Source organism: Ancylobacter moscoviensis, assembly GCF_007559435.1.
In the GTDB taxonomy this organism is placed as follows: Bacteria; Pseudomonadota; Alphaproteobacteria; order Rhizobiales; family Xanthobacteraceae; genus Ancylobacter; species Ancylobacter moscoviensis.
The window spans coordinates 216,613-234,508 of record NZ_VMBP01000005.1; the positions used below are offsets into that span (position 1 = coordinate 216,613).

Annotated in this window: 17 protein-coding genes; 7 read left to right on the forward strand and 10 right to left on the reverse strand. The window is 67.9% G+C overall.

Translation table 11 applies throughout. The features are described 5' to 3' along the window. Positions 1–117 precede the first annotated feature (117 nt). Positions 118–576 (reverse strand): RrF2 family transcriptional regulator, encoded by a 459-nt coding sequence (locus FO470_RS15710; protein WP_144343912.1) that lies wholly within the window; start codon positions 574–576, stop codon positions 118–120. Between the two features lie 74 nt (positions 577–650). Here FO470_RS15710 and FO470_RS19880 point away from each other — a divergent pair, with 74 nt between their 5' ends. Next, positions 651–1,964 carry a PAS domain S-box protein gene (locus tag FO470_RS19880; protein ID WP_144343913.1) on the forward strand — a complete coding sequence of 438 codons (1,314 nt, stop codon included), beginning with the start codon at positions 651–653 and terminating at the stop codon, positions 1,962–1,964. Here FO470_RS19880 and FO470_RS15720 read toward each other — a convergent pair. The 8 genes from FO470_RS15720 to hutC are packed head-to-tail and all read right to left on the reverse strand — an operon-like array spanning position 1,953 to position 8,796. Next, on the reverse strand, positions 1,953–2,447 hold the full coding sequence (locus tag FO470_RS15720; RefSeq protein ID WP_246659620.1) for a TIGR02444 family protein: 495 nt from the start codon (positions 2,445–2,447) through the stop codon (positions 1,953–1,955). The two genes, FO470_RS19880 and FO470_RS15720, sit on opposite strands and share 12 nt — an antisense overlap. After that, positions 2,447–3,925: an FAD/NAD(P)-dependent oxidoreductase gene (locus FO470_RS15725; RefSeq protein ID WP_246659613.1), complete on the reverse strand. Its 1,479-nt coding sequence runs from the start codon at positions 3,923–3,925 to the stop codon at positions 2,447–2,449. The genes FO470_RS15720 and FO470_RS15725 overlap by 1 nt, the downstream gene beginning before the upstream one ends. Next, positions 3,915–4,223, reverse strand: coding sequence for a (2Fe-2S)-binding protein (locus FO470_RS15730; RefSeq protein WP_144343915.1), 309 nt, complete (start codon positions 4,221–4,223; stop codon positions 3,915–3,917). Before FO470_RS15730 ends, FO470_RS15725 begins: the two co-directional genes overlap by 11 nt. Continuing rightward, positions 4,207–5,322, reverse strand: coding sequence for an NAD(P)/FAD-dependent oxidoreductase (locus FO470_RS15735; protein ID WP_144343916.1), 1,116 nt, complete (start codon positions 5,320–5,322; stop codon positions 4,207–4,209). The genes FO470_RS15730 and FO470_RS15735 overlap by 17 nt, the downstream gene beginning before the upstream one ends. Then, complete coding sequence (locus tag FO470_RS15740) at positions 5,319–6,062, reverse strand: aspartate/glutamate racemase family protein (protein ID WP_144343917.1); 744 nt, start codon at positions 6,060–6,062, stop codon at positions 5,319–5,321. The genes FO470_RS15735 and FO470_RS15740 overlap by 4 nt, the downstream gene beginning before the upstream one ends. Before the next feature lie 12 nt (positions 6,063–6,074). Continuing rightward, positions 6,075–6,677 (reverse strand): UbiX family flavin prenyltransferase, encoded by a 603-nt coding sequence (locus FO470_RS15745; RefSeq protein WP_144343918.1) that lies wholly within the window; start codon positions 6,675–6,677, stop codon positions 6,075–6,077. Positions 6,678–6,691: 14 nt separating this feature from the next. Beyond that, positions 6,692–8,011 carry a UbiD family decarboxylase gene (locus FO470_RS15750; protein ID WP_144343919.1) on the reverse strand — a complete coding sequence of 440 codons (1,320 nt, stop codon included), beginning with the start codon at positions 8,009–8,011 and terminating at the stop codon, positions 6,692–6,694. Beyond that, on the reverse strand, positions 8,008–8,796 hold the full coding sequence (gene hutC, locus FO470_RS15755) for a histidine utilization repressor (RefSeq protein WP_144344079.1): 789 nt from the start codon (positions 8,794–8,796) through the stop codon (positions 8,008–8,010). The genes FO470_RS15750 and hutC overlap by 4 nt, the downstream gene beginning before the upstream one ends. Before the next feature lie 250 nt (positions 8,797–9,046). On the opposite strand from hutC, the gene FO470_RS15760 reads away from it, so the two are divergent. The 6 genes from FO470_RS15760 (at position 9,047) to FO470_RS15785 (ending at position 16,372) form a co-directional block, all read left to right on the forward strand. Beyond that, a complete protein-coding gene (locus FO470_RS15760; protein ID WP_144343920.1) occupies positions 9,047–10,543 on the forward strand; it encodes an aldehyde dehydrogenase in 1,497 nt (498 codons plus the stop codon). Positions 10,544–10,610: 67 nt separating this feature from the next. Then, positions 10,611–12,299: a thiamine pyrophosphate-binding protein gene (locus FO470_RS15765; RefSeq protein WP_144343921.1), complete on the forward strand. Its 1,689-nt coding sequence runs from the start codon at positions 10,611–10,613 to the stop codon at positions 12,297–12,299. A 138-nt stretch (positions 12,300–12,437) separates the two neighbouring features. After that, on the forward strand, positions 12,438–13,451 hold the full coding sequence (locus FO470_RS15770) for an ABC transporter substrate-binding protein (protein ID WP_246659614.1): 1,014 nt from the start codon (positions 12,438–12,440) through the stop codon (positions 13,449–13,451). 154 nt (positions 13,452–13,605) lie between these two features. Then, positions 13,606–14,706, forward strand: coding sequence for an ABC transporter ATP-binding protein (locus FO470_RS15775; RefSeq protein WP_144343923.1), 1,101 nt, complete (start codon positions 13,606–13,608; stop codon positions 14,704–14,706). Continuing rightward, the gene (locus tag FO470_RS15780; protein WP_144343924.1) at positions 14,703–15,566 is read left to right on the forward strand and encodes an ABC transporter permease; all 864 of its coding nucleotides are present in this window, start codon (positions 14,703–14,705) and stop codon (positions 15,564–15,566) included. The genes FO470_RS15775 and FO470_RS15780 overlap by 4 nt, the downstream gene beginning before the upstream one ends. An 11-nt stretch (positions 15,567–15,577) precedes the next feature. After that, complete coding sequence (locus tag FO470_RS15785) at positions 15,578–16,372, forward strand: ABC transporter permease (protein WP_144343925.1); 795 nt, start codon at positions 15,578–15,580, stop codon at positions 16,370–16,372. 76 nt (positions 16,373–16,448) lie between these two features. Here the strand turns inward: FO470_RS15785 and FO470_RS15790 are convergent, their stop codons facing one another. Then, complete coding sequence (locus FO470_RS15790; protein WP_144343926.1) at positions 16,449–17,801, reverse strand: formimidoylglutamate deiminase; 1,353 nt, start codon at positions 17,799–17,801, stop codon at positions 16,449–16,451. Between the last annotated feature and the right edge of the window lie 95 nt (positions 17,802–17,896).

Genomic DNA, 17,896 nt, shown 5'->3' on the forward strand with positions numbered 1-17,896 from the left:
TGGAGGCATCCGCTGGCAGTGGAAGCCTGCGGGGCCCGGCGAAGGACCGGCCGCCGAGACGCCCTGCCGGGCCCCTCGGCCCGACCGGCGCGGAAGGCGAACGGTGCGAAAGCGATATCACTGCCGGGCCAGATGAGGGGAGGCCCGGTCGCGGCCGAGGGACTGGATGAGACTGCCGAAGCCGTGCCGGCGGGTGAGCAGGTCCGCGAGGCTGTAGCCGTCCAGCACCGAGAGGAACGCCATCAGCGCCTCGTCCAGCACCGAGGACAGGCCGCACCCGGCGGGAGAGAGGACGCAGCTCGGGCAATCGACCAGCTGCAGATCGTCTTCCGTATGCCGCAGCAATTGGCCGACATTGATCTGAGCGGCGGGGCGCGCAAGGCGGAAGCCGCCGTTGCGGCCGCGCGTGCTGACGACGAACCCCGCCCTGCCGAGATCGTTGAGCACCTTCATGAGGTGATTCTGCGAGATGCCGTACGCCGCCGCCATTTCGGAGATCGAGCAGGGCTGGTCGTCTCGCGCCGCGAGGTAGAGGAGGACGCGCATCGCATAGTCTGAGTAGCGGGTCAGTCGCATGATGCGTGCCTGGAGCTTTTCTAACGAGCCAATACATGTATACCATATACATCATTTGATCGGGAGGCCAGCTCATGACGGACACGACGGCATCAACCGACACGCTCCCGGTGCCGGGCGATCTCGGGCGGGCGCCGCGTCCGTTCGTCATCGAAAGTCGCCATCCGGAAAGCGAGACGATCACCTCGTTCCGGCTGAGGCCCACGGATGGGAACCCGCCCTGGCCGCATGTCGCCGGCCAGCATATGACACTGTTCGCGGAGGTGCCGGGACAGGGGCTGCAGAAGCGCAACTACACGATCTCCTCCGCGCCCGACGGCCGAACCTACCGGATCTCGGTGAAGCGCGAGGCGCAGGGCACGGTCTCCCGCTGGCTCCATGACGAGGCCCGGCCCGGCGCGCCGGTGAGCGTCGCGCCGCCCGACGGCAGCTTCGTCCTGCCGGCGGACGATGCGCGCCCGGTCGTCATGCTCAGCGCCGGCGTCGGGCTTACGCCGATGGTGGCGATGCTGGAGGCGGCAGCGGCCGACCGGCGGGCGGGGGATCTGCTGTTCGTGCACGGCACGCGGGACGGGGCGACGCATGCCTTCGGTCCGCATGTGCGCGAGCTGGCGGCGGGGGGCGCCGGCATCCGCACGACCTTCTTCTATTCGCAGCCGCGCGCGGCTGATGTGGCGGGGCGCGACTTCGACGTCGCCGGCCATGTGAGCCTCGACTGGCTGGCCGGGCACACGCCGCTCGACACGGCGGAATATTTCGTCTGCGGCCCGCTGCGTTTCCTGCGCAGCTTCGTGCCCGGCCTCGTGCAGCGCGGCGTGCCGCCGGAGCGGGTGCATTACGAGTTCTTCGGCGATGTCGAGGACCTGTTCGGCGAGGCGACGTCGCAGCAGAGCCCGCCTGCTTCCGGCGCGGTAGTGGCGGCGCGCCGCTCGCAGGCCATCGGCGGGTTCGAGCGCGCGGCGATCGGCGCGGCGCTGCTCGACAGCGCCGCCGACGCGGTCGTCGCCAGCGATGCCGAAGGCGCCATCGTGCTGTGGAACGCTGGCTCTGAGCGCATCTTCGGCTTCACCGAGGACGAAGCCCTCGGCCAGTCGCTCGACATCATCATTCCCGAGCCGTTTCGCGCGCGGCATTGGGAGGGCTATCGCGAGACGGTGGCTTCCGGCCAGAGCCGCTACGGCGCCGGCGACCTGCTCGCCGTGCCGGGCCTGCACCGCGACGGCCGGCGCATCTCGATCGAGTTCACCATCGTGCTGCTGAAGGACGCGGCCGGGAAGGTGACAGGCATGGTCGCCTTGGTCCGCGATGTCACCGCCCGGTTCGAGGAGACGAAGGCGCTGCGCAAGCGGGTCGCGGCGCTGGAGGAGCAAGCGGCGTCACCGGGCTGAGGGGAGAGCGCGTGCCGCGAGGATCGTGGCGAGCGCCCGCTCGACCGCTTCCTCTGTCTCGGGCGAGGCGGCGCGTGGACCCAGTACATGGCCGATCACCTCGTGCAGGGGCCGACCGGCCGGTAGCGCGCGGCGCTGCAGCCAGGCTTCGGCCAGCGCGAGCTGCAACTTCTCCGCGCTGAGTTCCACGGCCTTGACGGCCGAGCGGAGCTTTTCCTTTTCCGCGTCTCGACCGGGAAGAGGCGCGCGGAGATGGCGGCGCGCCGCGCGCAGCGGCAGCACGACGCCCTCCCGCCAGTCCTTCATTTCCTCCCGCAGCGCTTCCACGGCATTGCCGTCCAATGGTCGGCCGTGGATGTCGGCATAGATGGCCGTAAGGAGGAGGATGACATCGGCACCCGCCTCGTCCTGCAGGGTGAGACACGCGGCCGAGACGCCGGGCCGGGCGTAGAAATCCAGCGCGAAATCCCAAAACGTGGTCATCACGAGGGCCTTTCCCTGTTGCGTTCGGCGTTCGGCGCGCCATGATCGGCGAGCCCGGCCAGCTCGCCGACGGTGACGGGCTTAAGCGGGGTGCGCACGCGATAATAGCCGGTCTCTTCCGGCGACCGGTGCGTCGCTGCCGCGATGATGGCGGTGGCGGTCGGCCCGCAGAGCCGTCCCTGGCAGGGGCCCATGCCGCAGCGCAGGAACGCCTTGGCCTGATTGGGGCCGGTGACGCCGCGGCCGACGGCCTCGCGCAGGGCGCCGGCGGTCACGTTCTCGCACCGGCAGATGACGGTGTCGTCCGCCGGGGCGAGAATTTCCGCGCGGGGCGGATAGAGGCGGTCGAGGAAAGGGCGCACCGTGAGATGCGCGTGCCTGGCACGGGTCTCCGCGGCGATGCGCCGTTCCGCGGCCTCCGGCGCAAGTCGGCCGATATCCCGGAGGATCGCCAGCGCCGCGATGTTCCCGTCATGCGCGCTCGCCTGTGCGCCGATGATGCCGCCGGCATCTCCCGCGACATGGATGCCCGGAAGGTCCGTCGTTCCCGAAGCGCCGAGTACGGGCCGGAAGCTCCCCTGCGCCGGATTGAATTCATGGGCGCAGCCGAGGGAGCGGGTGATCTGCTGCTGGGGGATCACCCCCTCATGCAGCCCCACCGTGTCGCATGCCAGCCGGGCCGCGCCGCCGCGATGGACGAAACGTATCGCGGTTACATGACGCTCGCCCTCCAGGGCAATGTCGCGTACGCCGCGATAGAAGGGGACGCCGGCACGGCGCAGGGCCGCCAGCAGGCCGGCGCCCTTGAGCAGATAGCGCCAGCCCTCGCCCGTCAGCGCCCGCGGCAGAAGCGGCAACCCGCCCAACAGATGCGTGCTGTCGGAGGTGTCGAGCAGCACCATGTCCCGGACACCCGCTGCGAGGCATTGCCGGGCGAAAAGCAGGAACAGCGGTCCGCTGCCGGCGAGGACGAGCCGGCCGGCCGGGACGAGGCCGCCGGATTTCAGCGCGATCTGCAGTGCGCCGATTCCCATCACCCCCGGCAATGTCCAGCCGGGCGTCGGCACCGGACGCTCCATGGCGCCGGTCGCGAGGACGACGGCTCGCGCGCTCACCCGTTCGATCGCGCCGTGCCGGCGGATCCAGACGCCGCGCTCCTCGTCGATGCGCCAGACCAGCGTGCCGAGCGAGATCTCGGCGCCGCTAGCGCGCAGGCGCTCGGCGAGCGGGGCGCCGCGCAGGTAATCCGCACCCAGAATGCGCGCGAGCCGCGAATGGTTCCGGTTGCGCTCGATGGCGCGGTAGATCTGGCCACCGATCTCCGGCTGCTCGTCGACGACCAGCGTGCGGGCCCCGCCCTCGGCGAGCGCCGCGGCCGCGGCCATGCCGGCCGGGCCGGTGCCGATGACGACAGCGTCCCAGTCGTGGGACGTCCGGTCGGCGGCTATGTGATCGGTATCCATGCGGTCAGCGGTCATGGCCGCGCTCCGGAATCTGCCGCGCGCCCGTCTGGACGTGCACCACCATGCCGTCGCGCGCCGGAATGAGGCAGGCCTGCTGGTTCTGGCGTCCGTCGATCTCGACCAGGCATTCGAAGCAGACGCCCATCATGCAGTAGGGCGCGCGCGGCGCGGCATCGCGCGGGTGATCGCGGAAGCGCTCCACCCCTGCCGCGATGAGCGCCGTGGCGACGCTGTCCCCTGCCTGGAAGGCGATCGATCGGCCGTCGAACACCAGCGTGCCGGCTGCCGGTGCCGGTTCAATGCGCCTGAACATCGAATCTGTCGCTCCGGAAACAGGCCACGGCGTCAGGCAGCGTGCCGGTGGCGATGGCCGGGCCGAGCACGAAGGCGTGCGCGCTGCACAGGGTAACCCCGCTGTGGCAGGTGGCGGCGAAAGCGCCGGGATGGCGCTGCGATTCCTCGTAGATCGGCTTGCCGTCCGGCGTCATCACGCGCAGCGAACCCCACTGCCGGACGACGTTCACGTCGGCGATCTGCGGAAAGGCCCGCACCGCCGCGGCGCACAGCGTCGCGGCGGTGGTCACGTCGGTTTCCTCGCTGAAGCCGGCTTCCTCATGGCTGGAACCGATGAGGAAGGAGCCTTCCGCCGTTTGCCGCACGCCGCTGCCGACATAGGAAAAGAAGGGCTTCACCCGCTCGGTGACGATGATCTGGCCGCGCTCCGGCCGCACCGGCATGGAGAGCCCGAGCTGGGGGGCGAGGGCCGCCGCGCCGAGGCCGGCGGCGATGACGATCCGTCGGCCCCGGACGACGCCGCGTGCCGTGTCGGCCGCGAAGCCGCCGGGCTCGGCGCGCAGGGCGGAGACCCGGGCGGTGGGGAAATAGGTGCCTCCGCGTGTCTGAAGTCCCTGCTGGAGTGCACGCAGCAGGTAGAGCGGACTCACATGCGAATCCAGCAGGGAATAGGAGGCGCCGACCACCTGCGGACCGATCGCGGGGACGCGCTCGAGAAGTGCCGCCCGGTCGAGAATCTCGATCTCGATGTCGCCGCCATCGGCGCGTGTCGCGGCGGCGACGCGGCGCCGGGCGTCGAGTTCGGTTTCCGAGAAGCAGAATTGCAGGCCGCCCGGCTGGCTCCAGCCGATGTCGATGCCGGTTTCGTCGACCAGCGCTTGCGCGAAATCCCGCCACAGATGCCCGGCCCGCAGGGACCAGTGCATGTAGGCGGGCGCGCCGACGCCCTTTCCCTGCAGCCAGACGAGGCCGAAATTGCCGCGCGCGGCGCGATGGGCGACGTCGCCCTCGTCGAGCAACGCGACATCGGCACCCGTGCGCGCCGCCCCCCAGGCGATGGCGGAACCGATCAGCCCGCCGCCGACCACGATCAGGTCGTGCTGCCGGCCGGTGGTCATCTCTCTGCGCCGGGCCCGAACCGCCGGGGCCGCAACCCGGCGTGCAGCCAGTCCACCAGCGAGACGATGTCGTAGACCGGCAGGCCGAACGTCTCGCGTATGGCGGCCGAGAAGGGAGGAAGATTGGCGCATTCGGAGACGATGGCGCCGATGGACGGCGTCTCCTCCAGCATGCGCGCGACGATATCCAGCACCTCGCGCTCCTGCGCGGCGGCGTCGGCGCGCGGCGCATTGGTGCGCATATGGGTGCGGATCGGCCCGTCGAACGCCAGCTCGCCGAGCGGCAGCCCGGTCGGAGCGCCCACATTGAGGAAATGGGTGTCCTTGAGGGCTGCCTTGTCGGAGACGATGACGCCGACCGTGCGGTCCTCCGGCAGGAGGCTCAGGGCGAGCGGGATCTGCATCAGGCTGGAGGTCGCGATCGGCACCGGACTGTGCCGCCTCAGCTCCGGATGCACGGCGGCGAGGAAGCCGCAGCTTGTGGTGATGCCGTCGACGCCGGTCGCCACCAGATCGTCGATCGCCTCGAAGAAGCGGGCCAGCGCCTCCGCCGGGTTGCCTTCGATGACATCCTGCGGGCGCACGCCGCGCACCACGCGGAACTGAACGGGAAACGGCCAGGTTGCTGCGTTGGCGATGTCGCCGGGCAGCCGCTCGAAGCGGGTGTCGAGCACCATGATGCCGATCATGGTGCCGTGGACTGGCCGGGGCCGGCGCGGCGTGAGAAGACTGCGGGGCATCGCGCCGTGCTCCTACGCGTCGGCCCGGCGCGCCGCGGGCATGCCGGCCCAGCGCCGGCAGGCGTCGTTGTCGATGTCGAACAGATCGAGCGCCCGGCCCACCGAATGGTCGACCATTTCCGCCACCGAGCCCGGAAGGGCATAGAAGGCGGGCACGGGCGGCATGATGATCGCGCCCATCTCGGTGAGTGCGGTCATGGTGCGCAAATGGCCGAGGTGAAGCGGCGTCTCGCGCACCATGAGCACCAGCCGGCGGCGCTCCTTCAGCACCACGTCGGCGGCCCGGCTCATCAGGCTGGACGTTACGCCGGTGGCGATCTCCGACATGGTGCGGATCGAGCAGGGTGCGACCAGCATGCCGAGGGTGCGGAACGAGCCGCTGGAGATCGTCGCCCCGACATCGGCGACGTTGTGGACGACGCTCGCCTTCCGCGCCAGCGCGGCCGGCGAGAGGCCCAGCTCCTGCGAGAGGGTGAGATGGGCGGAGCGGGTGACGATGAGATGCGTCTCGATGCCCGCCGCTTCCAGCAGTTCCAGCGCCCGCACGCCGTAGACGGCGCCGGAGGCGCCGCTGATGCCGACGACGATGCGGGGTCTTTCCTGCGTGCCGCTCATGTCCCTGTCCACGCTCAGGCGTTCGCGAACCAGTCGGCGAGGTTCACCGTGTCGGCGAGCCGGATCTTCTTGCGCTCGAACTCGGCGCGCCGGTGGAACGGCTTGGTGGCGTCGATCAGCAGCCGGCCCCAGTGGTCCTTCTGCTCGTCGCGATAGAAGGACGGGGTATCGGGAATGATGATCATGTCCTTGTCCGGCCGGCAGCGCGTCAGCACGGCCCACATCACGTCGTCCATGCTGTAGATATCGACGTCCTCGTCGACGACGGTGATCACCTTGGCCCAGATCGGCTCGGCGCCGATGGTCGCCAGCATGACCTGCCGCGCATGCCCCTCGAACTGCGGGTCGATCTTGACGATGGCGTGGGTGACGAAGGGCTGGCACGTCACATCGAGAATGCCGGGCAGCGCGGCGCTCAGGCGCTGGTAGATGTTGGCCGAGACCGACAGCTCCAGCGTCAGCACCTCTTCCGCCGAACCGCACAGGATGGAGTGGAACACCGCGTCCTTGCGTACGGTGACGCCCAGCACCTCGAAGACTGCGTTTGGTCCCTCGGGCACGTAGTAGCCCATGAACTCGCCGAACGGGCCTTCCGGGCGGCGTTCGTTGGGCAGGAAGCGGCCCTCGATGACGATCTCGGTATCGGCCGGGACCTCGAGGTCGATATGTCTGCACTTACGCATGGCGATCGGGCTGCCCTTCAGCCGCGCGGCGACCTCCAGCTCGTCGACGTCGTAGGGCAGGGGGGCGGCGGCCGTGAGGAAGGAGGTCGCCGGCGCGCCGATCAGCATCGCCGCTTCCAGCGGCTTGCCCATCTTCTCCGCCTTCTCGTGGTAGATGGTGAGGTGATGGCGCGGGGCGAGGCGGCAGCGCAGCTCCTGATCGTTGACATACATCGAGCGGTGATAGGACAGGTTGCCGACCCCGGTTTCGGGATCCTTGGCGATGAACATCGCCGAGGTGAAATAGGGCGCGGCGTCGCGGTCGGAATAGGTGATCAGCGGGAGGTCGGAGAGCTTCACCTCGATGAGACCATCATCCTCGGCGTGGACGAAGGGCTCGCCCGAGCCCTGGCCGAGATTGGCGAGGTTGCTCCACTGGCGGCAGAAATCCTTCGCGTCGATGCCGATCACTTCCGCGAGGCGTTCGCGCGAACCGTAGACATTGGTGACGACCGGAAAGCGGGTGCCCTTCACATTGGTGAACAGGATGGGCTTGCCCCAGCGCTTCTGCGCGGCGTGGGTGACGGCGGCGAGCTCGTGAAAGGGGTCGATCTCCTTGTCGACCACGAGCAGGTCGCCGCGCTCGCGCAGGCGCGCAATATAGTCCCTCATCGAATTCTCCGGGGAGGCAGGTTCATTGTGGCCGGGCCGGCGGACAGGGGCCGCGCGGTGGCCGTGGTGGCTTCATGGGAACTGCGCAGGCGATAGCGGTCCCCCGGATAGAGGAACCGGCTGCGCGTCACCGGGACGTCGCCGCGCCAGGTGCGGCGGTCGAGCAGCAGGCAGGGCTGGTTGGCGTCGATCTGCAGGAGCGCCCGGCTTTCCTCGTCGGGCCGGATGGCGCGGATCGTGTTGTCGACGAAGGTGACCTCGGTCTCGCGCAGCAGATAGGTGTGCGGCGTGATGCGGGTGAAGTCCTGATCCAGATAGGCCGGCGCTTCCTCCGAATTGATGAAGCGGTCCTCGAGCTGGATCGGCGTCCCGTCTTCCTTGTGCAGGATGCGCGAGTGGAAGACCACGCCGTCATTGGGCAGCGGCAGCAGGTTGGAGAGCGGGTCGCCGGGCCGCAGCGTGAGAAGTGATATCACTTCGCTCGTATGGACGCCGCCGCCGTCCTCGATCTCCTCGGATACGTCCGGAAGCTCGAAGACCGCGCACTGCATCTTGGGGCCGATGACGAAGGTGCCACGTCCCTGGATGCGCACCAGCATCCCCTCGGTCTGCAGCTCGCGCAAGGCGCGGCGTACCGTGAGGCGCGAGGCGCCGAATTCCTCGGCGAGCTCTTCCTCCCGCGGGACCTGGAAGTCCGCCGGCCATTCGGCGGCGCGGATGCGCTTTTCGATCGCGGATTTGATCCGGCCGTAGAGGGGCTGATCGACGGGGGCGACCTCGTTCATGGGCTCTCTTTGCGGCATGAAATAGATATCATTTTCACAACGATATGCCGGCTCAAAGCCCGCTGTCCAGCCAGGAATGGCTTTGGACACATCCAAAACCGCCTTGACAGCCTCATATAATGATATCAGTTTCGATCAAAGAGATATCATTATGGGTCTCAATCAATAGTGTTTTGTTGCCCGCGCATCCGTTGCGGCGGGAGTGCCTGCGCCGTCGTGTGGCGGCGGTAGTGTCATGGGAGAGGTGTGAATGACATCGCGCACGGACGCGCTGCCGAAGCTCGACATGTATATCGGCGGCGAGTGGGTCGCGCCGGCTTCGGGCGAGTATTTCGAGACGATCGATCCGTTCACGGCCAAGCCGTGGGCGCTCGTCGCCCGCGGTGACGCCTCCGATGCCGACCGTGCCGTCCGCGCCGCCCACAAGGCCTTCACCGAAGGCCCGTGGCGACGGATGCACCCTTCCAAGCGCGGTCGGATCATCCATCGCTTCGGCGAACTCATCGAACAGCACGCCGACGAACTCGCCGAGATCGAGGTGCGCGACAATGGCCGCCTCCTCGCCGAGATGCGCCACCAGATCCGCTACATCCCGAACTGGTACTATTATTACGCCGGTCTCGCCGACAAGATCGAAGGCGCCGTGCACCCCTGCGACAAGCCGGCCCTCAGCTTCTCTCGGCACGAGCCGCTCGGCGTGTGCGTGGGCATCGTGCCGTGGAACGCGCCGCTGTTCCTGCTCTCGCTGAAGCTTCCGGCCGCGCTGGCGGCCGGCAACACCGTGGTGCTGAAGCCCGCCGAGCACACCTCCGCCACCGCGCTGAAGCTGATGGAGCTGGTCGAGAAGGCGGGCTTCCCTCCCGGCGTGATCAACGTCGTGACCGGCTATGGCAAGGAGGTGGGCGAGCCGCTCGTCACCCACCCGCTCACCCGCCATGTCGGCTTCACCGGCTCGACGGCCACCGGCGCGCATCTCTATTCGCTGGCAGCGAAGGACGTGAAGCGCGTCAGCCTGGAGCTGGGCGGCAAGTCGCCGAACATCGTCTTCGACGACGCGGACCTCGACAATGCCGTGCGCGGCGTGGTCGGCGGCATCTTCGGCGCGGTGGGCCAGACCTGCATCGCCGGCTCCCGCCTGCTGGTCCAGCGCAAGGTGCACGACGCCTTCGTCGAGAAGCTCGCCGCCTTCAGCAAGTCGGCCCGCATCGGCGACCCGCGCAACGCCGCCACGCAGATCGGCCCGATCGCCAATCGCATGCAGTACGACAAGGTGCTCGGCTATATCGACATCGCGCGGCAGGAGGGTGCCGAGCTGGTGCTCGGCGGCAAGCGGCCGGACGAGGCGGAATGCGCCGAGGGCTTCTTCGTCGAGCCGACCATCTTCACCGGCGTGAACAACGACATGCGGATCGCCCGCGAGGAGGTGTTCGGCCCGGTGCTCTCCACCATCGTCTTCGACGAGATGGAGGAGGCGGTCGCCATCGCCAACGACACCGAGTTCGGCCTCGCCGCTGGCCTCTGGACCGCCAATATGCGGCGGGCGCTACGCATGTCCGAGCTGCTGGAGGCTGGCAGCGTGTGGGTGAACACCTATCGCGACGTGTCCTACACAACCCCGTTCGGCGGCTACAAGAAGAGTGGCATTGGCCGCGAGAACGGCGTCGAGGGCATCCGCGAATATCTGCAGACCAAGGCGGTCTGGCTCTCCACCGCCGAAGAGATCGCCAATCCCTTCGTCATCGGCTGAACGACCGGCCGGGTGGCCGCTGCGGCCGCCCGGTCCCGCCAGGCGTACCTATCGAGAAGGACAGGCTGTGAAGCGCAAGGGCAGTGAGATTCTCGCCGACGAACTGGCCCTCAACGGCACGGATATCGTCTATCACGTGCCGGGGGAGAGCTTCCTGTGTGCGCTCGACGCGCTGGCGGTGCGCCATCCCGGCATCCGCGCCGTCGGCTGCCGCCACGAGAACGGTGCCGCGCAGATGGCGGAGGCCTACGGCAAGCTCACCGGCCGGCCGGGCGTCGCCTTCGTCACCCGCAGCCCGGGTGCCACCAATGCTGTGAACGGCGTCCACACCGCCTATCAGGATTCCTCGCCGATGATCCTCATCGTCGGCCAGGTGAAGCGCGCTCTGATGGAGCGCGAGGCGTTCATGTCCTACGACTTCCGCACCATGTTCGCCCCGACGGCGAAATGGGTGGCGCAGATCGACGATGCCGCCCGCATCCCGGAATTCGTCCAGCGCGCCTATCAGACGGCGATGACCGGCCGCATGGGCCCGGTCGTGCTCGTCGTGCCCGAGGACGTGCTGGAGGAGGAGGCGAGCGTGCCCTCCGGCAAGCGCTCCGTGCCCGCCCACGCCGGCACGCCCGCGGCGGAGGATGTCGAGACCATCTTCTCCCTGCTGGCGCAGGCCGAGCGTCCGTTGCTCATCGTCGGCGGCTCCGGCTGGACGGAAGCGGCGCGCGGCGACATCCAGGCCTTCGCGGCGGCGAGCAACGTGCCCGTCGTTACCACCTTCCGCCGGCGCGACATCATCGACCACCGGCTGCCCTGCTATGTCGGCGAGATCGGCATCGGCTCCAACCCGGCGCTGCTCGCCCACATCAGGGACGCCGACTTCGTCATCATGTGCAACGACGCGCTCAGCGACGTTAACACGATCGGCGCCGGCTACATGGAGGGCTTCACGCTTTTCAGCATCCCGGTGCCGAAACAGAAATTCGTGCATGTCACCAATAATTTCGCCGAGCTGAACCGCGTCTTCCAGGTCGATCTCGCCTTGCTCGCCGACAACGGCGCCTTCTGCCGGGCGCTCGCCGCCCATGCGCCGGTCGCGCATGCCGCCCGCGACGGCTGGACGGCGAAGCTGCGCGAGACCTTCGAGGCCGAGACCCGTCCCGGCCCGTGCCCCGGCTCGATCGACCTGCCGCAGGTGATGAAATGGCTGCGCGAGCGTCTGCCGGAGGACGCCATCGTCACCAATGGCGTCGGCGCCTATGCAACGTGGAGCCAGCGCTACTTTGCCCATTACCGGCTGCACACCCAGCTCGGGCCGATCAGCGGCTCGATGGGCTACAGCCTGCCGGCGGCGATCTCGGCCAAGCTTGTCCATCCCGAGCGCGTGGTGGTCGATTTCGTCGGCGACGGATGCTTCCAGATGAGCTCAGAGGAGCTGATCACCGCCGTGCAGTACGGCGCGAACGTGATCGTCGTCCTGTTCAACAACAACATGTACGGCACCATCCGCATCCATGAGGAAAACCGCCTCGAGGGGCGGGTCAACGGCACCCAGCTGGTCAATCCCGATTTCTACGCGCTGGCCAAGGCCTATGGCGCCCATGCCGAGCGCGTGACCACCACCGAGGAGTTCGCTCCGGCCTTCGAGCGCGCGCTCGCTGCCGGACGGCCGGCGCTGATCGAGCTCACCGTCGATCAGGAGGCCATCCACTCCCGCTATTCGCTGACCGACCTGCGCAATCGCCGCAAGGCGAAGGGCTGAACCGTCCCGACGGAAGGGCGGCACGACAGGCTGGCGGCCGGAATTGGCAGGCAGTCTCCCCACGAGAAGGGAGACGCGATCGTCGAGGGAAGAAACGTCCAGAGAGACATCCAAAGGGGAACGGATATGAAAACGTCAGTGCCAGCGTTGCTCCTTGCCGGAGCGCTCCTCGCCTTCGCCGCACCGGTGCGGGCGGAAGACTGCACGCTCCGCGTCACCACATGGGGCGGTAACTACCAGAAAACCTACGAGGCGGTCGCCAAGGGCTTCGAGGAAGCCCACAAGTGCAAGATCGAATGGGTGGTCGGCTCCAGCCCCGATCACCTGATCAAGTCCCGTCTGGGGCAGGTCGACGTGACGACCAACACCCTGCTCAATTCGATCGCCGGGGAGAAGGAAGGCCTGTGGCTCGAGCTCGACAAGAGCAAGATCCCGAACATGGCCAATCTCTATCCCAATGCCGTTTATTCGCCCTACACGATCTTCGCCAATGTCGGCGACTACGTGCTCGCCTACAATTCCGACAAGGTGAAGACCCCACCGACGAGCTGGGACGAGCTCTGGAAGCCGGAATACAAGAACCATGTCGTCATCTACGGCATGCAGCACATCCCCACGCTCAGCCTGACGGTGCTGGAAGCCAACAAGAACGGCGGCAGCATCGAGAATATCGAGCCCGGGCTGAAGAAGATGGCGGAGCTGTTCAACAGCGGCAATCTGATCGGCGCGCTCGATGTCGAGAGCCAGATGGTTTCGCTCTTCCAGACCGAGGATGCCTGGATCGGCATTCTCGCGACCGGCCGCATGAAGGACCTGCTCGACAAGGGCGCCACGAACATCGCCTTCGTCCGGCCGGAGGAGGGTACCTTTCCGCTGATCAGCAGCGTGAACGTGCCGAAGACCGCCAAGGACCCGGCGATGGCCTTCGCCTTCGTGAACTACATTCTCAGCCCCGAGGTGCAGCAGGCCTTCGCCACCCGCAACCTCTACGCACCCACCGTGCAGAACGCGAAGATCCCCGAGGACTTCGCCTACAAGAACCTGCTGGTGCAGAACGAGCAGTTCAAGCGCCTCTTCCTCCCCGATCAGGACAAGATCACCGCCAACAAGGCGAAGTGGCAGGAAGAGCTGAGCAAGCTGACCACCAAGTGACGCGAGGAATGGCGGCGGGAGACCGGCATCGGCCGGCTTCCCGCCGCGGTCCGTCCATGATGCTTTTGTGGGAAGGGCCGGCACCGCCCCGCCGCGACGAGCGTCGCGCCGCGTGCCGCGCCCCAGGCCCGACTTCCCCGGAGACCCTCTGACGATGAACGATTCCACCGGCAAAGCCATTCAGGTCGAGGGGGTCTGCAAGCGATATGGCCACGTATCGGCCGTGAACGACGTGTCGTTCGATGTCCGTCATGGCGAGTTCGTCTCGCTGCTCGGCCCCAGCGGCTGCGGCAAGACCACCACGCTGCGCATGATCGCCGGCTTCGTGATGGCCTCGGACGGGCACATCCGCATCAACGGCCGCGACGTCACCTATCTGCCGCCGGAGAAGCGCGAGGTCGGCTTCGTCTTCCAGAACTACGCGCTGTGGCCGCATATGACGGTGGCGGAGAACGTCGCCTTCGGGCTGAAGCTGCGCAAGCGCGACAAGGCTTTCATCCGCAACAAGGTGGAGGAATCGCTCGCCGTCACCGGGCTTTCCGGCTTCGAGGGGCGCCTGCCGCGCCAGCTTTCCGGCGGCCAGCAGCAGCGCGTGGCGCTTGCCCGGGCGCTGGCGCTGGAGCCGCAACTGCTGTTGATGGACGAGCCGCTGAGCAATCTCGATCGCGCCCTGCGCGTGGCGATGCGCCGGGAGCTGAAGAAGCTGCAGCAGCGGCTGAACATGACCACCCTCTACGTCACCCACGATCAGGAGGAAGCCCTGTCCATGTCGGACCGGGTGGTGATCATGAGTGGCGGCGAGATCGTTCGCGTGGCCCGGCCGCTGGAGGTCTATGAGGACCCGCAGTCGGAATTCGTCGCCGATTTCGTCGGCACCACGAATTTCTTCGACGGCATCGTCAGCGACATCGGCGAAGGCGTGGCCACGGTGAAGGTGGGCGAGACGCTGACGCTGCGCGTCGGCAACCGCATATCCGCCGCTCCCGGCAGCGCGGTGCGCGTGCTGCTGCGGCCCGAGCGGGTACGCATCCTCGCCGAGCGCCGGGAGGGGGCGAACATGCTCGCGGCGCGGGTCGATTTCATCGAATATTACGGCCCGACCCTGCGCTACACCGTGGCGCTTCCCGGCGGCGAGGCGCTCTTCGTCGAGGCCCACGACATCCATGGCTCGGCGCAGATCGGCGAGACCGTGTGGCTGAGCATCGAGCCGGATCATTTCCGGCTGATCGACCGCAAGGGGGCGCCGGCGTCATGAAGGCACGCAACGCCGCCCTGCTGCTGGCGCCGGCCGCTCTCGCGCTGACGATCTTTGTCATCCTTCCCCTGATGTGGGTGGTGCGCACCAGCTTCAACCACACGGTGGACGGCGCCTACATGGTGTCGGCCTTCACCTTCGAGAACTACACGCGATTCCTCGGTTCCGGCTGGTACCTCGTCAACACGCTCTGGTTCTCGATCCGTGTGGCGATCCTCACGACGGCGATCTCTGTGCTCCTCGGCTACCCGGTGGCGCTCTACATCGCCGGTACGCGCGGCGTGCAGCGCAACGTGCTGATGACCATGGTGCTCTCGCCGCTGCTGATCGGTCTCGTGACGCTGGTCTATGGCTGGATCGTCATCTTCCGCGGTGGCGGCCTGCTGAATTCCCTCATGATCGCGCTGCGCGTCTATGACGAGCCGGTGCGCTACATGTGGGACCTGAAGGGCGTCGTCATCCTGCTCGTCTACATCGGCATGCCCTATATCGTGCTGTCGCTGCTCGACAGCATCGAGCGCATCAACCCCTCCTTCGTGGAGGCGGCGCGCAATGTCGGGGCGAGCCGCTGGCGGGCCTTCTGGAGCATCACCTTCCCGCTCACCATGCCCGGGCTCTATGCCGGGCTGGTGATCGTCTTCACGCTGAACTTCTCCGCCTTCGCCGTGCCGCTGATGGTCGGAGCGACCGACACGCAGATGATCGGCCTCGTGATCTACCGCGAGGCCCTGCTCAACAACGACCTGCCCTTCGCCTCCAGCCTCTCGGTGATCATGATCGCCGCCAACGCGACCATTCTCCTCGGCATGTCCTTCCTCTTCGGGAAGCTCATCCTCAACCGTCTCGAAGCGAAGAGATGAGGACGCCCGTCATGCGCTCCCCCGATATCGGCACCGCCGCCCTGCGCCTGTTCACCTATGCGGCGATGGCGTTCCTCTTCTTCCCCATCATCATCACGTTGATCGTCTCGGTGAACCCGCGCGAGTTCATCCTGCCGCCATCGGGCTTCACGCTCGACTGGTTCAAGGCCGCCTGGACGTCGGAGACCTTCGTGCGGGCGATGGGGGTGAGCCTCATCCTTGGCATCGTCGCCTCGCTCGTCGCCAACACGCTGGCGCTGCTCGCGGTGCTGGCGATGGTGCGCTACGACTTCAAGGGCAAGGCGCTGATCAACCTGCTGATCATGTCGCCGCTGCTGATTCCGACCACCATCTTCAGCCTGGCGCTCTACGTCTATTTCGTGCAGCTCGGCTTCGGCGGCGGCATTCCGGCGCTGGTCATCGGCCATGCCATCCACGTGCTGCCCTTCGCGGCCCGCATCCTCACCGCCAGCATGCAGAACTTCGACACGTCGCTGGAGGAGGCCGCCCGCAATGTCGGCGCCGGCCCGGTGCGCACGATGCTCTCGATCACCCTACCGGTGATGAAGACCGGCCTCATCTCCAGTTTCGTGCTGTGCTTTGTGCTCTCGTGGAACGACTTCCCGATCTCGGTCTTCCTTGCCCCGCCGGGCTGGACGCCGCTGCCGGTCGAGCTCTTCACCTACATCAAGTTCCAGTACGACGCCGTGGGCGCGGCGCTGGCGAGCTCGCTGATCCTGATCTCCGGCATCGCGATGGTGGTGATCGACCGCATGGCCGGGCTGCGGCGGGTGCTGAGGGGCTGACCGGATGAGAGCGGCGGCCGGGAGGGAAAGCACCCGGCCGGGCCGGCTCGCGATCGGGGCCGGGCTCCCCGCCTCCTCAGCTCGCGATGCGGGCGAGCGCGGCGCGGAAGCGCTGCCGGATGGCCTCGCGGTCGCGGTGGCGGCCGGCTTCGACCAGCTTGACGCCGCGCCGCCAGACGCAATCGATGCCGTTCTGCGCCGTCGCGAAGATCCAGCCGTCCAGCGCCGCCGCCCGCTGCCGGCCTTCCAGCGAGGGATGGCGGGCATCAAGGCTGACGATGTCGGCCGGGGCGCCCACGGCGAGGCCGGGACCGCCATCGAGTGCCTGCGCTCCGCCCTTGAAGGCGGCGGCGAACAGGGCGGCGCCGGTCGAGCGGCCTTCGCTCATCGCCAGCACGTTGCGGGCGCGGTGGGCGAGGCGCTGGGAATATTCCAGCAGGCGCAGCTCCTCGGCGGCGTCGATCCGCACGTTGGAGTCCGAGCCGACGCCATAGGCGCCGCCCGCCTCGACGAAGGCGGGGGCAGGGAAGATGCCGTCGCCGAGATTGGCCTCGGTGATCGGGCAGAGCCCGGCGACGGCCCCGCTCTTCGCCATGCGGCGGGTCTCGTCCGGCGTCATATGCGTCGCGTGGATGAGGCACCAGCGCCCGTCGACGGGCGCCTCGTCCAGCAGATACTCCACCGGCCGGCGGCCGCTCCAGGCGAGGCAGTCCTCGACCTCCTTCACCTGTTCGGCGACATGGATGTGGATCGGTCCAGCCGTGAGCGGCAGGATGGCGGCAATCTCCCCGGTGGTCGCGGCGCGCAGGCTGTGCGGGGCGAGGCCGAGCACGGCGTCGGGCAGGGAGGCCAGAGCGCGCCGCGCCGACTCCATCAGCCGGCCGAAGCTCTCGACGTCGTTGATGAAGCGCCGCTGGCCGTGGTTGGGCACCTGCGCGCCGAAGCCGCCATGGGCATAGAAGACCGGCAGCAGCGTCAGCGCGATGCCGGTCGCTCCGGCGGCCGCGGCGATGCGGGCCGAGAGTTCGCCGATGTCGGCGTAGGGCGTGCCGTCGCGGCCGTGGTGCAGGTAGTGGAACTCGCCGACGCGGGTGAAGCCGGCCTCCAGCATCTCGACATAGGCCAGGGCGGCGATGGCCTCCACGTCCTCCGGGTCCATGCGGTCGACCGCCCGGTACATAGCCTCGCGCCAGGTCCAGAAACTGTCGCCTGTGGGACCGCGCACCTCCGTGTTGCCGGCGAAGGCGCGCTGGAAGGCGTGGCTGTGCAGGTTCGGCAGGCCCGGCAGGCCGACCGCGTGGCGCTCGGCATCCGCTGTCGGCGCCGTGTCATGAGTGAGCGAGACGATGGCGCCATCTTCGATGCCGACGCTGACATCGGAGGCCCAACCAGTTGCCAGATAAGCGGATTCGAACCAGAGGCGGGTCATGGCGGCGTCGCTCCGAAGACTATGGACAGGCGGCGAGATGTGCTATTATGTATAGACATTAATTCACCCCCTGTCATCCGTTCCGAGGAGAGGTT

What these genes read in the sequence shown, in the direction of transcription:
- FO470_RS15710 (WP_144343912.1), bottom strand. Translation starts at nt 576, where the DNA reads ATGCGACTGACCCGCTACTCAGACTATGCGATGCGCGTCCTCCTCTAC.
- FO470_RS19880 (WP_144343913.1), top strand. Translation starts at nt 651, where the DNA reads ATGACGGACACGACGGCATCAACCGACACGCTCCCGGTGCCGGGCGAT.
- FO470_RS15720 (WP_246659620.1), bottom strand. Translation starts at nt 2,447, where the DNA reads ATGACCACGTTTTGGGATTTCGCGCTGGATTTCTACGCCCGGCCCGGC.
- FO470_RS15725 (WP_246659613.1), bottom strand. Translation starts at nt 3,925, where the DNA reads ATGACCGCTGACCGCATGGATACCGATCACATAGCCGCCGACCGGACG.
- FO470_RS15730 (WP_144343915.1), bottom strand. Translation starts at nt 4,223, where the DNA reads ATGTTCAGGCGCATTGAACCGGCACCGGCAGCCGGCACGCTGGTGTTC.
- FO470_RS15735 (WP_144343916.1), bottom strand. Translation starts at nt 5,322, where the DNA reads ATGACCACCGGCCGGCAGCACGACCTGATCGTGGTCGGCGGCGGGCTG.
- FO470_RS15740 (WP_144343917.1), bottom strand. Translation starts at nt 6,062, where the DNA reads ATGCCCCGCAGTCTTCTCACGCCGCGCCGGCCCCGGCCAGTCCACGGC.
- FO470_RS15745 (WP_144343918.1), bottom strand. Translation starts at nt 6,677, where the DNA reads ATGAGCGGCACGCAGGAAAGACCCCGCATCGTCGTCGGCATCAGCGGC.
- FO470_RS15750 (WP_144343919.1), bottom strand. Translation starts at nt 8,011, where the DNA reads ATGAGGGACTATATTGCGCGCCTGCGCGAGCGCGGCGACCTGCTCGTG.
- hutC (WP_144344079.1), bottom strand. Translation starts at nt 8,796, where the DNA reads ATGAACGAGGTCGCCCCCGTCGATCAGCCCCTCTACGGCCGGATCAAA.
- FO470_RS15760 (WP_144343920.1), top strand. Translation starts at nt 9,047, where the DNA reads ATGACATCGCGCACGGACGCGCTGCCGAAGCTCGACATGTATATCGGC.
- FO470_RS15775 (WP_144343923.1), top strand. Translation starts at nt 13,606, where the DNA reads ATGAACGATTCCACCGGCAAAGCCATTCAGGTCGAGGGGGTCTGCAAG.
- FO470_RS15780 (WP_144343924.1), top strand. Translation starts at nt 14,703, where the DNA reads ATGAAGGCACGCAACGCCGCCCTGCTGCTGGCGCCGGCCGCTCTCGCG.
- FO470_RS15785 (WP_144343925.1), top strand. Translation starts at nt 15,578, where the DNA reads ATGCGCTCCCCCGATATCGGCACCGCCGCCCTGCGCCTGTTCACCTAT.
- FO470_RS15790 (WP_144343926.1), bottom strand. Translation starts at nt 17,801, where the DNA reads ATGACCCGCCTCTGGTTCGAATCCGCTTATCTGGCAACTGGTTGGGCC.